The organism is Vibrio sp. J2-4, from assembly GCF_021728155.1.
GTDB lineage: Bacteria > Pseudomonadota > Gammaproteobacteria > Enterobacterales > Vibrionaceae > Vibrio > Vibrio diabolicus.
In genome coordinates this window covers 52,832-65,700 of sequence record NZ_JAKKCN010000010.1, presented here as the reverse complement: position 1 = coordinate 65,700, position 12,869 = coordinate 52,832, and the positions used below count along the sequence as shown (strand labels likewise).

The 12,869-nt window shown below is 46.0% G+C and carries 13 protein-coding genes; 7 read left to right on the top strand and 6 right to left on the bottom strand.

What is annotated here, in order from left to right:
• Positions 1-59 precede the first annotated feature (59 nt).
• The gene (locus L3V32_RS23270; RefSeq protein WP_237285342.1) at positions 60-1,313 is read left to right on the top strand and encodes a valine--pyruvate transaminase; all 1,254 of its coding nucleotides are present in this window, start codon (positions 60-62) and stop codon (positions 1,311-1,313) included.
• An 84-nt stretch (positions 1,314-1,397) separates the two neighbouring features.
• Here L3V32_RS23270 and L3V32_RS23265 read toward each other — a convergent pair whose 3' ends face one another.
• The 6 genes from L3V32_RS23265 to dnaA form a co-directional block, all read right to left on the bottom strand.
• Entirely contained in the window at positions 1,398-1,835 is a 438-nt protein-coding gene (locus tag L3V32_RS23265) for an Hsp20 family protein (protein WP_005458680.1), read from the bottom strand.
• Positions 1,836-2,366: 531 nt separating this feature from the next.
• Positions 2,367-2,783 carry a GreA/GreB family elongation factor gene (locus L3V32_RS23260; RefSeq protein WP_012841260.1) on the bottom strand — a complete coding sequence of 139 codons (417 nt, stop codon included), beginning with the start codon at positions 2,781-2,783 and terminating at the stop codon, positions 2,367-2,369.
• Between the two features lie 345 nt (positions 2,784-3,128).
• The gene (gene gyrB, locus L3V32_RS23255) at positions 3,129-5,546 is read right to left on the bottom strand and encodes a DNA topoisomerase (ATP-hydrolyzing) subunit B (protein WP_005394109.1); all 2,418 of its coding nucleotides are present in this window, start codon (positions 5,544-5,546) and stop codon (positions 3,129-3,131) included.
• Positions 5,547-5,559: 13 nt separating this feature from the next.
• Positions 5,560-6,639, bottom strand: a complete 1,080-nt coding sequence (gene recF, locus L3V32_RS23250) for a DNA replication/repair protein RecF (protein ID WP_237285340.1) — start codon at positions 6,637-6,639, stop codon at positions 5,560-5,562.
• A gap of 9 nt (positions 6,640-6,648) precedes the next feature.
• Positions 6,649-7,749, bottom strand: a complete 1,101-nt coding sequence (dnaN, locus tag L3V32_RS23245) for a DNA polymerase III subunit beta (protein ID WP_005394106.1) — start codon at positions 7,747-7,749, stop codon at positions 6,649-6,651.
• Between the two features lie 63 nt (positions 7,750-7,812).
• On the bottom strand, positions 7,813-9,219 hold the full coding sequence (gene dnaA / locus L3V32_RS23240; protein ID WP_005378835.1) for a chromosomal replication initiator protein DnaA: 1,407 nt from the start codon (positions 9,217-9,219) through the stop codon (positions 7,813-7,815).
• Between the two features lie 412 nt (positions 9,220-9,631).
• Between dnaA and L3V32_RS23235 the strand changes: the two genes are divergently transcribed.
• From L3V32_RS23235 to yidD, 6 genes are all read left to right on the top strand, one after another.
• The gene (locus L3V32_RS23235; protein ID WP_005378831.1) at positions 9,632-10,378 is read left to right on the top strand and encodes an amino acid ABC transporter substrate-binding protein; all 747 of its coding nucleotides are present in this window, start codon (positions 9,632-9,634) and stop codon (positions 10,376-10,378) included.
• Positions 10,379-10,492: 114 nt separating this feature from the next.
• Positions 10,493-11,164 carry an amino acid ABC transporter permease gene (locus tag L3V32_RS23230; RefSeq protein ID WP_005378829.1) on the top strand — a complete coding sequence of 224 codons (672 nt, stop codon included), beginning with the start codon at positions 10,493-10,495 and terminating at the stop codon, positions 11,162-11,164.
• On the top strand, positions 11,161-11,898 hold the full coding sequence (locus tag L3V32_RS23225) for an amino acid ABC transporter ATP-binding protein (RefSeq protein WP_005378827.1): 738 nt from the start codon (positions 11,161-11,163) through the stop codon (positions 11,896-11,898). Before L3V32_RS23230 ends, L3V32_RS23225 begins: the two co-directional genes overlap by 4 nt.
• A gap of 242 nt (positions 11,899-12,140) precedes the next feature.
• Positions 12,141-12,275: a 50S ribosomal protein L34 gene (rpmH, locus tag L3V32_RS23220; RefSeq protein WP_005378825.1), complete on the top strand. Its 135-nt coding sequence runs from the start codon at positions 12,141-12,143 to the stop codon at positions 12,273-12,275.
• A 46-nt stretch (positions 12,276-12,321) separates the two neighbouring features.
• On the top strand, positions 12,322-12,645 hold the full coding sequence (gene rnpA, locus L3V32_RS23215; protein WP_005394102.1) for a ribonuclease P protein component: 324 nt from the start codon (positions 12,322-12,324) through the stop codon (positions 12,643-12,645).
• Positions 12,612-12,869 (top strand): membrane protein insertion efficiency factor YidD, encoded by a 258-nt coding sequence (gene yidD / locus L3V32_RS23210; protein ID WP_005378822.1) that lies wholly within the window; start codon positions 12,612-12,614, stop codon positions 12,867-12,869. Before rnpA ends, yidD begins: the two co-directional genes overlap by 34 nt.

Below are 12,869 nucleotides of genomic sequence, written 5' to 3'. Positions count from 1 at the left end.
GATGTTTCATCAGCATTCAATACACATAAGCAATCACAATGAATTAGGTATCAGTCAGCATGCAGTTCTCAAAGTTTGGTGAAAAATTTAATCAGTATTCAGGTATTACGCAGTTAATGGACGATTTGAATGATGGTCTGCGCACACCAGGTGCCATCATGCTCGGTGGAGGCAACCCAGCCGCCATTCCTGCCATGCTCGATTACTTTCACCAAGTCAGTGAGGAAATGCTCGCCAGTGGAGAGCTCGTCGCCGCCCTAGCCAACTACGATGGGCCACAGGGTAAAGACGCGTTCGTGAAAGCGCTGGCTCAGTTATTCCGTGAAACTTACGGTTGGGACATTTCAGAGAAGAACATCAGCTTAACTAACGGTAGCCAAAGTGGCTTCTTCTACTTGTTCAACTTACTCGCTGGTAAACAGCCAGACGGTTCGCATAAGAAGGTGCTACTGCCTATCGCGCCTGAGTACATCGGCTATGGTGATGCTGGCATTGATGAAGATATCTTTGTCTCTTACCACCCAGAAATCGAGCTGTTAGATAACGGATTGTTTAAATACCACGTCGATTTTGAACAGCTAACCGTCGACGATTCTGTTGCGGCAATCTGCGCATCTCGCCCAACCAACCCAACGGGTAACGTACTGACAGACGAAGAAGTGCGTAAACTGGACAAACTCGCACGTGAAAACAACATCCCACTGATCATCGATAACGCCTATGGCTTGCCGTTCCCGAACATCATCTTTGAAGATGTCGAACCATTCTGGAATGAAAACACCATCTTGTGCATGAGCCTATCTAAGCTGGGCTTACCGGGTGTGCGTTGTGGCATTGTGATTGCGAGTGAAGAAATCACTCAAGCGTTAACCAATATGAACGGCATCATCAGCCTAGCACCAGGCAGTGTGGGTCCAGCGCTGGCAAACCACATCATCGCTAAAGGCGACCTGCTTAAACTGAGTTCAGAGGTGATTAAGCCGTTTTACAAGCAGAAGTCGCAACGTGCGGTTGAACTGCTGCAAGAAGCGATTACCGATGAGCGCTTCCGTATTCACAAACCGGAAGGCGCTATCTTCTTGTGGTTGTGGTTTGATGAACTGCCAATAACAACAATGGAACTGTACCAACGCTTGAAAGCGCGTGGCGTATTGATTGTCCCTGGTGAATATTTCTTTATTGGTCAGCAAGACGAGTGGGATCACGCGCACCAATGCCTGCGTATGAACTACGTTCAAGACGATGAGATGATGCAAAAAGGCATTGCGATTATCGCGGAAGAAGTTGAAAAGGCTTACCAACAAGGTCAGTAAAGCAAACTCCCACATCAAAGACACAAATTAAAAAGAGCGCCAACTGGCGCTCTTTCTCACTCTATAAGGCAAATAACTTGCTGATTAGTTGCTTTCTAGCAGGTTGTTGCCACCGATAGCAATTTTACGTGGTTGCATTGCTTCTGGGATTTCACGAACCAAATCAATATGTAATAAGCCGTTTTCCATTGATGCGCCAGTCACTTTTACATAATCCGCTAGCTGGAATTTACGTTCAAAGTCGCGCTCAGCAATGCCTTGGTACACGTAATTTTTGCCTTCTTCTGCTTTGCGTTCGCCCTTCACAATCAACATGTTTTCGTTTTGAGTCAGATCGAGTTGGTCTTCAGAGAAGCCAGCAACTGCCATAGTAATACGGTAGTTATGCTCGTCTTTTTGCTCAATGTTGTACGGAGGGTAACCGCCAGAAGTATTTTTCGCTGTATTCGCTTCCATCAGGTTTAGCAGACGATCAAAGCCAATTGCATTACGGTATAGTGGTGAGAAATCTACGTTACGCATAAATCTATCCTCTTAATTAAGCAATAGTCTTAGCTCAGATGACGTTCATCTCACAGGCGTGTTTATGCAAAAACCAACGCCGAGCTAAGAGATTCTTATCATTCCGCAGGCCATCATTTGGCTCGGAGACATGATAGGAAATCTAAAGGTTTAAGTTGTGTGCTAAAACGCCATATCCTCTTTGAGCGATCTCGTTTTAGCGATTCCAGAGGGCTGTCTTCTAGTCTCTAGCAAGCCAGTCATCCTCTTCACAACTAGATATAAGGTCGTCAAAAATGACTTTCAAGGGAAAAAATAAAAAATTTTAAGTGCGCTCGCTATCTCCCCAGAAAGGTCAGTTTACCCTCGCTTTGCGATCGGTATTAAAAAGCCCACCTTTCTGGTGGGCTTAATCTGCACTCTACTTGCGGGAGGATTTACGCGCTTTTACAACGCTCTTTTCTGCCGCTTTTTCCTGTTTTAACTTACGCTTTTCTTTCAGACTCAACTGTGGTTGTTTCTTGTCTTTCTTACTCATGACTTCACCTCTATTTATTGACACAACAGACAGCCACACAGCATTTTCTGCGCTGGTGGCTGCGATTGATGAACAATTTCAGTAATCACAAAGCAGCGTCGCTGATTAAAAATTTCTATTTCGAACGCATCATTTTTAGCTCGCCCTAATAAACGGGATCCCAAATAAGAATCGACCGCGAGCATACCTGTCATCGGTTGGCTCTTGTGCGAGTTGACTAACGTCATGCGATATTGATAAGCACGCTCAACATCCACTAAGCGAACCGTATCCCCAACCGCAATACGAGCTCGGTTACGGCAATGGGCTTGTTGCTCGTAAGTTTCAAAGAGTGACAACAACCTTAGTGGTGATTGATAGGTTAAAAAGCGACTGGTTAACCACCAAGTTCGCAGCGCCAAACAGTACGCCGAGAACCAGCGTTCAAACATGATTATTTCCTTCTTAATGCCTTGTCTTACAAATAAATTCAGTGCATTGAACCGGAAGTGCATCACCTCCGGCTTAGTTCAGGAAAGTCATCACCATTTTCTCAACCTCCTTATTCATCAGCTCTTCAGCACTATAGCGAGCAGAAAAAAGAAAGCAAAAGCGCCCAAGCGAACAAAATGGCGAGAAAAAAAGAAAACAGAAATAAAATGGCAAGCTTGATCAGGTTATTGGCAGTTAGCACCAGAAAAACCAAAGTCTTGGCAGAAAGTGGCGATTTTCACTGGTGGTTAAAACAAAAAAAGCAGCGATTTCTCGCTGCTTTTTCCTATTAAGACAAGTTGTCGTTACACGTCTAAGTTCGCTACTTTCAGCGCGTTTTCTTCGATGAAGTTACGACGAGGTTCTACTTGGTCACCCATCAGTGTTGTGAACAATTGGTCTGCGCCTACCGCATCCTCAATCGTTACTTGCATCATGCGACGCGTTTCTGGGTCCATAGTCGTTTCCCACAGCTGATCTGGGTTCATCTCACCTAGACCTTTGTAACGCTGACGACTCAGACCACGCATTGACTCTTTAACCAACCAATCAAGCGCTTCTGCAAAGCTTGCTACTGGCATCGTACGCTCACCACGTTTGATGTACGCGCCTTCTTCCAGAAGCCCATCCAGTGCTTCTGATAGATCAGCCAATTTGCCGTACTCTTTCGAGTTTAGGAAATCGATGCTAATTGCATGTTCGTGCGTCACACCGTGAGTACGAACCACGATCTTAGGCAAGTTTAAGCCTAGTTCTTCGTGCTGTTCAACTTCGTAGCTGTATTGGCTCGCACCCACTTCTTTCGCATTCAGCTGCTCAATAAGCTGCTTCGTCCACGCTTCAACAACTGATGCGTCATGGCATTGCTCAGGAGTTAGACGAGGAGTGTAAATCAGCTCGTTTACCAAAGCACTTGGGTAACGACGGCTCATACGTTCCGCCAGTTTAATACCCGCATTGTACTGTTGAACAAGCTTCTCTAGTGCTTCACCTGCCAATGCTGGTGCTTCTGCGTTTACGTGTAGCGATGCATTATCCAGAGCCAATGATACTTGGTATTGGTTCATCGCTTCTTCGTCTTTGATGTACTGCTCTTGTTTGCCTTTTTTCACTTTGTAAAGTGGTGGCTGAGCGATGTACACGTAACCACGCTCGATAAGCTCTGGCATTTGACGGTAGAAGAAGGTCAATAGTAGCGTACGGATGTGCGAACCATCGACATCGGCATCGGTCATGATGATGATGTTGTGGTAACGCAGCTTGTCCGGGTTGTACTCGTCACGACCGATACCACAACCTAGTGCGGTGATCAGTGTTGCTACTTCTTGGGAAGATAGCATCTTGTCGAAACGTGCTTTTTCTACGTTAAGAATCTTACCTTTTAGCGGTAGGATTGCTTGGTTCTTACGATTACGGCCTTGTTTTGCGGAGCCGCCTGCCGAATCACCCTCCACTATGTATAGTTCAGAGAGTGCCGGATCTTTTTCCTGACAGTCTGCAAGTTTACCTGGAAGGCCAGCTAGGTCTAGTGCACCTTTACGGCGCGTCATTTCACGAGCTTTACGCGCGGCTTCACGAGCACGTGCTGCATCGATGATTTTCGAACAAACCATCTTCGCTTCTGTCGGGTTCTCAATCAGGAACTCAGACAGTTTTTCACCCATTGCAGACTCAACAGCTGATTTCACTTCAGAAGAAACCAGTTTGTCTTTTGTTTGGCTTGAGAACTTGGGATCAGGCACTTTCACCGAAACAACCGCAGTTAGACCTTCACGCGCATCGTCGCCTGAAGTCGCTGTTTTTGCTTTCTTAGAGAAACCTTCTTTATCCATAAAGCTGTTCAATGTACGTGTTAACGCAGCACGGAAACCAGCAAGGTGAGTACCACCATCACGCTGTGGGATATTGTTGGTAAAACAGAAGATATTCTCTTGGAAACCATCGTTCCATTGCATCGCCACTTCAACTGAAATGCCGTCTTCACGCTCTGAGTTAAAGTGGAAGATTTTTTCGATGATTGGCGTTTTGTTGGTGTTTAGGTGATCAACGAACGCTTGAATACCACCTTCATACATGAAGTGATCATGTTTGTCCGCTTCACGCTCATCAACCAATTTGATCGACACACCAGAGTTCAGGAATGACAGTTCACGCAGGCGTTTCGCCAGAATGTCATAGTGGAACTCAGTGTTAGAGAAGGTCTCGGCACTTGGCCAGAAACGAATTTGTGTACCGGTTTTATCCGTATCACCCACAACAGCTAGTGGCGCTTGAGGCTCACCATGGCGGTAGGTTTGCGTATGGATATGGCCACCACGATGAATCGTCAGCTCAACTTTCTCAGATAGCGCGTTTACCACTGAAACGCCTACCCCATGAAGACCACCCGATACTTTGTATGAGTTATCGTCGAACTTACCACCCGCGTGAAGTACCGTCATGATTACTTCTGCTGCAGAGACATTTTCCTCTGAGTGGATTTCTGTTGGAATGCCACGACCATCATCGCTAACGGAAACCGAGTTATCCTCATGAATTGTCACAACGATGTCTTTACAGTGACCTGCCAACGCTTCATCAATTGAGTTATCCACCACCTCGAAAACCATGTGGTGAAGGCCGGTGCCGTCGTCCGTATCGCCGATGTACATTCCTGGACGCTTACGTACCGCATCCAGACCCTTCAGTACCTTAATACTCGATGAATCGTAATTTTCAGACATGAGTTTCTCTCTTCTAGTTTGACTCTATCCTGCCATGTTCCACATGAAACAATTTACCGTTATCGTCCAACATATCGGCGATTTGGCTTTCAGTGATAGAGCTTACAAATACTTGTGCGCCCGTCTCTTTTAAGCAGTCAGCAAGACGCTTGCGACGTTGGCTATCTAATTCCGACGCGAAGTCATCAATTAGGTAAATGCATTGTTTACCGGTCATCTCTGTCAGGTGTTGCCCTTGCGCGACACGCAATGCACACACCATGAGTTTTAATTGACCGCGTGACAGAACATCTTCAACGGGCGTTCCGTTCACTTTAATGCGCAAATCAGCTTTGTTTGGGCCACTAAAGGTGTACCCCAATGACTGATCACGCTCAAAATTCTTTTCTAGTATCTCGTGGTATGGGGTGTCTTTATCCCAGCCACGATAATACTTCAATTGGATCTCAAATTCTGGCAAAAATGTCTGACAGATAGTTTCTGCGACGGTTTTCATCTGCACGATGTAACTTGCTCGCCATTGGCTGATGTTTTCAGCCAACCCTGCCATTTCCTGATCCCAATAACTGAGCTCACGATAACTATTGGCGGTTTTCAACAGCGCGTTGCGCTGCTTGTTCAGGCGCTTGAACCTTCCCCATGCTTGATAAAAAGCGGGCTCGGTATGAAACACGCCCCAATCAATAAACGCGCGACGATGTTTAGGGCCATCTGTCAGTAAATCAAACCCTTCTGGGTGTATCAACTGCAGAGGCAGAACTTGTGCCAACTGCGCTAATTTTTGTCCAGATTGACCGCCTATTTTAACCTCTGTTGAGCCATCACGCTGCTTATTAATGCCGATAGGTAGCTCAAATTGATCCGAGTTCAAAAAACGACCATGAACAAACAGTTCGTCACACTCATTTTGTATCACTCGTCCGGTGAGAGAGCTCTTGAATGAGCGGCCATGCCCGAGCAGATAAACCGCTTCTAAGACACTGGTTTTACCGCTGCCGTTCGGCCCAATAAGAAAGTTAAAGCCTGCTGATAACTCAATATCACAGGCTTTAATGTTTCGAAACTGCTGAATGATGAGACGAGAAAGAGGCATTCAGTTGGCTTATAGACGAATTGGCATCACCACGTACATGGCACTGTCATCGTCGGCATTTTCAATCAATGCGCTAGCATTAGCATCCGACATCGACACACGTACATTTTCACAACGCAACGTGTTCAGAACATCAAGCACATAGCTTACGTTAAAGCCGATTTCGATGGCGTCACCTTCAAAGGTCACATCTAGCATCTCTTCCGCTTCTTCTTGTTCTGGGTTATTCGCGGTTATGCGCATTTCAGTATCAGCCAGATTCACACGCACGCCACGGAATTTTTCGTTGGAAAGAATCGCAGCACGAGAGAAGGCTTGGCGCAACTCGTCACAACTTGCTATTAGGGTCTTATTGGTGCTCTGAGGCAATACGCGGCGGTAGTCAGGGAAACGACCATCAACCAACTTAGAGGTAAAAGTAAAGTTATTCACCTCAGCACGAACATTGGAGCTACCGATCTGAAGTACTACGGGCTGCTCTGGCGCATCCATCAACTTCACTAATTCTTGCACACCTTTGCGTGGCACGATGATTTGCTTCTGCGCAAAATCCGCACCTAGCTGAGTTTGCGATACCGCCATACGGTGGCCGTCCGTCGCCACGCTGCGTAGCGTGGTACCGTCAATTTCAAACAACATACCGTTGAGGTAGTAACGAACGTCTTGATTCGCCATCGAGAACTGAGTTTTGTCGATCAGCGTACGTAGATCAGCTTGGCTCAGTGATACTTCCACTTCGCTTTGCCAGTCTTCAATATTAGGGAAATCGTTCGCAGGAAGCGTTGCCAATGAGAAACGGCTGCGACCAGAGCGAACTTGTACGCGATCACCTTCTAAAACAAATGTGATGATCGCATCGTCCGGTAAACCACGGCAGATATCGAGAAACTTACGCGAAGGAACGGTAATGCTGCCCGCTTCAAAATCACCTTCTAGCGTCACTTTGCTTACTAACTCTACTTCAAGATCGGTTGCCGTCATCGACAATACGTTCTCTTCTACTTTAAGAAGTAGGTTACCCAGGATTGGCAGAGTTGGTCGGCCACCTAAAGCGCCCGAAACCTGCTGTAGCGGTTTGATTAAATGACTACGTTCAATGGTAAATTTCATGCTTGGCTCTTTACGCTGTCAGCTCAATAAATGATTTGCTTAGAATACCGTTATTCTAACCGATTACGAGGACAGGGTGCGAATCAAGTTAGAGTAATCTTCTTTAATATCGTGGCTCTCTTCACGCAGCTGCTCAATCTTGCGACACGCATGAAGTACGGTCGTATGATCGCGGCCACCAAACGCATCACCAATTTCAGGCAGGCTGTGGTTGGTTAGCTCTTTTGCTAACGCCATGGCCAGCTGACGAGGACGCGCTACAGAACGAGAGCGACGTTTGGACAGCAAGTCAGCCACTTTTATCTTGTAGTATTCCGCCACCGTCTTTTGAATGTTGTCGATAGTTACCAGCTTCTCTTGCAGAGCGAGCAGATCGCGCAGCGCTTCACGAACAAAATCAATCGTTATTGGGCGGCCAGTAAAGTTCGCGTTAGCGATAACGCGGTTCAGTGCACCTTCTAGCTCACGAACGTTCGAACGCAGACGCTTGGCAATAAAGAATGCCACTTCATCAGCAAGGTGGATTTGGTGATCTTCGGCTTTTTTCATCAAGATCGCCACACGCGTTTCAAGCTCAGGCGGCTCGATCGCAACAGTAAGACCCCAACCAAAGCGAGATTTAAGACGATCTTCAACGCCATTAATCTCTTTAGGATAACGGTCAGACGTTAAGATGATCTGCTGGTTACCTTCCAATAGTGCGTTGAAGGTATGGAAGAATTCTTCTTGCGAACGTTCTTTATTAGCAAAGAATTGGATGTCATCGATAAGGAGTGCATCCACACTGCGGTAGTAGCGTTTGAATTCTTCAATCGCATTGTTTTGCAGCGCTTTCACCATGTCTTGCACAAAACGCTCTGAGTGCATGTAGACCACTTTCGCGTTCGGGTTGTTATCCACAATCGCGTTACCCACCGCATGCAATAAGTGGGTTTTACCCAAACCCGTGCCGCCGTATAGGAATAGTGGGTTGTAAGCTGCACCTGGGTTATCCGATACCTGACGCGCCGCAGCCAAACCCAGTTGGTTCGACTTACCTTCAACAAAGTTGTCGAACTTGTGTTTTGGGTTCATGTTTGAGCGGTGATTGATCGCCGCAATCGCTTGAGCGTCGTCATCCCAGGTTTTGTGTACTGGCTTACGTGCCTGTAATTGCGCAGGTGCAGATGACTCCGCAGCCACATCTGCAGGCGTACGTGTCGGCGCTGGTTTTGGAGCAGAGACAGGTCGACTCCCCACTTCAAAGCGTAAGTTAGGAATGTCGCCACCACAGTATTCCTGTAGTAAACGAGTAATATTGTTCAGATACTTATCACGCACCCAGTCCAACACAAAGCGGTTTGGCGCGAATAGAGTGAGAGTATTGTCATTGAGCTCCGCTTGTAGCGGACGAACCCACATGCTGAATTCTGTAGCTGGTAGCTCTTCTTGAAGCTGCTGCAAACATTGCAGCCAAAGCGAAGATGACACGGTGCCCCCACTGAGTAATTGAATTATCGGAAAAGACTGGCAATTTTACCTGTTGATAACCAAGATCGCCAGCGATTGATCGACGATCCAGTGAATAAGATCCAAGTTATTCACAATTATTTCTGCAAACTTGATGAGATCAACACACCTTGCCCCAAATTTGCCCACACAACGATCCACAATTGGGCAAAATTCACAAGATCGAGTGATTGGTGATAAGTCTGTGTATTATTTTATTCCCAATGCTGATTTTGTCGATCATTTCCCCTGGTTCAGTTCGCATTTTCGTCACATTTAACATTCTTCTTCTATTATCTAATAACTCACAGGTCTAGGTTATTGCTCTTGGTTATTTATTTAATTGAGCTAACTAACAGTAGTATTTCCAACCATAAAATTATGGAGATGTATTATGAAAAACTGGATTAAGGTTGCCGTTGCAGCCATTGCACTGTCGGCAGCAACCGTACAAGCCGCTACTGAAGTCAAAGTTGGTATGTCAGGTCGCTACTTCCCGTTTACTTTTGTAAAGCAAGATAAGCTACAAGGCTTTGAAGTCGACATGTGGGATGAAATCGGCAAACGCAACGATTACAAAATCGAATACGTAACAGCCAACTTCTCTGGTTTATTTGGTCTGCTAGAAACCGGTCGCATCGATACGATCTCCAACCAAATCACCATGACTGATGAGCGTAAAGCCAAATACCTATTTGCTGACCCTTACGTTGTAGATGGCGCACAAATTACCGTGCGTAAAGGCAACGACAGCATCAAAGGTGTTGACGATCTTGCGGGCAAAACCGTTGCTGTGAATCTAGGATCTAACTTCGAGCAACTGCTGCGTCAATACGACAAAGACGGCAAGATCAACATTAAAACGTACGACACAGGTATCGAACATGACGTGGCGCTCGGTCGTGCAGATGCATTTGTAATGGATCGTCTTTCTGCGTTAGAGCTGATTAAGAAAACCGGTCTTCCTTTGGAATTGGCGGGCGAACCGTTTGAAACCATTCAAAACGCATGGCCTTTCGTGGACAACGAGAAAGGTCGTAAGCTGCAAGAAGAAGTAAACAAAGCACTGGCTGAGATGCGCGCAGATGGTACAGTAGAGAAAATTTCCGTGAAGTGGTTTGGCGCTGACATCACGAAATAAGAACTCTTTGTACTTTAGGCCGCAAAGTGGTATCACTCTCGGACTAAAATAAACTTACGTAAAGGTGGAACTTGTTTTCCACCTTTTCTTTTCTCTAGCCTTTAGGTAAGCCGTATGGGATTTGACTTTAATTACATGTTGGAACTGCTGCCGATATTGCTGAAATATCTTGGCACTACCATGGAAATGGCGACATGGGGATTGGTGTTTTCACTGATTTTATCCGTCATTTTAGCCAATATTCGCGTATTTAAACTGCCAGTTCTGGATCAATTAAGCCAACTGTACATCAGCTTCTTCCGTGGCACCCCTCTCTTAGTTCAGCTTTTCCTGCTTTATTACGGCTTACCACAAATTTTCCCATTGATGGTGGGTATTGATGCCTTCTCAGCAGCGGTGATCGGTTTAACGCTGCACTTTGCCGCTTATATGGCGGAAAGTATTCGTGCCGCCATTATTGGTATTGATCGTAGCCAGATGGAAGCGAGCTTGTCGGTGGGTATGACAACATCTCAGGCGATGCGCCGAGTGATTTTACCTCAAGCAACGCGTGTCGCACTGCCTTCATTGATGAACTATTTCATCGATATGATCAAGTCAACGTCTCTCGCCTTCACGCTTGGTGTGGCCGAAATCATGGCGAAAGCACAGATGGAAGCCTCATCAAGTTTCCGTTTCTTTGAAGCTTTCCTTGCGGTTGCTCTTATTTACTGGGGCGTGGTGGTGATTCTGACTCGCGTACAAATCTGGGCAGAAGCAAAACTGAATAAGGCGTACGTACGATGATTAAGTTAGAAAATATTCACAAACGTTTTGGTGAGACTGAAGTACTGAAAGGTATCGACCTCGATATTAAGCAAGGTGAGATCATCGTGATTATCGGCTCAAGTGGTACGGGTAAATCAACCTTGCTGCGTACGGTGAACTTTCTAGAACAAGCAGATGAAGGTCGTATCACGATAGATGACATCTCCGTTGATACTCAAAAACACACTAAAGCCGAAGTATTAGCGCTGCGTCGTCGAACTGGCTTTGTGTTCCAAAACTATGCCCTGTTTGCCCATATGAATGCGCGCCAGAACATTGCCGAAGGTCTAGTGACCGTTCGAGGCTGGAAAAAAGCCGATGCTCTCAAACGAGCGCAACAAATTCTGGATGACATCGGCCTTGGGGATAAAGGCGATAGTTATCCAGCGGCATTGTCTGGCGGCCAACAACAACGTGTGGGTATCGGCCGAGCGATGGCGCTGCAACCAGAACTGCTGTTATTTGACGAACCAACTTCTGCGCTGGATCCTGAATGGGTCGGTGAAGTTCTCTCATTAATGAAGAAGTTAGCTAATCAGCATCAAACCATGCTGGTGGTGACGCACGAGATGCAATTCGCGAAAGAAGTCGCTGATAGAGTGATCTTCATGGCGGAAGGCAATATCGTTGAGCAAGGTTCTCCACAGGATATCTTCGATAATCCACAAGATCCTCGTTTGAAAAAATTCCTTAACCAAGTAGGAATAGAGTAACGATCAAGCATCAGGATCGATTGATCCTTGAGATTTTACTCACACTACGTATAATCGCCCGGCCGGAATTTCGTACTCATTGAGTCATTGACACATTATGTGAGTGTGATTACAATTCCGCCTCTTTGTTGAGAGGCGTCGGTTGTCCTTCTCTATATAAAGAGCTTCTTTATATAAGAAAGCAAATACCCACGCCGGGTTTAACAAGAACCTAAAACTACTGATCAGTAAAGGTAATTATCATGAAACGCACTTTTCAACCTACAGTTCTAAAGCGCAAGCGTACTCACGGCTTCCGTGCTCGCATGGCAACTAAGAACGGTCGTAAAGTTATCAACGCACGTCGTGCAAAAGGCCGTGCGCGCCTATCAAAATAATCGCTAGTTTATTTTGAACACGTACGCGTTTAATCGGGAGTTACGTTTGTTAACTCCCGAGCATTATCAAAACGTCTTCCAGCAAGCTCATCGAGCTGGCTCGCCTCATTTCACCATCATTGCTCGCAATAACAAACTTTCTCATCCACGATTAGGTTTAGCGGTTCCAAAAAAGCAAATCAAAACGGCTGTCGGTCGTAACCGATTTAAGCGTTTGGCTCGTGAAAGCTTTCGTAACAATCAACATCAGCTTCCAAACAAAGATTTTGTTGTGATTGCGAAGAAAAGCGCGCAAGATTTAAGCAATGAGGAAATTTTTAAGTTGTTTGATAAGCTATGGCAACGCCTGTCTCGCCCTTCACGTGGATAGCCATTGGGCTCGTTTATCTGTATCGCTGGTTTATCAGCCCTTTGATTGGTCCTCGTTGCCGGTTCACACCAACCTGTTCCACTTACGCGCTAGAAGCTTTGAGAGCTCACGGTTTTGTAAAAGGATGTTGGTTATCAGGCAAACGTCTATTAAAATGCCACCCTTTGAATGAAGGGGGGTATGACCCCGTTCCACCAGTCCAAAAACAAGACAGAGATAACTAA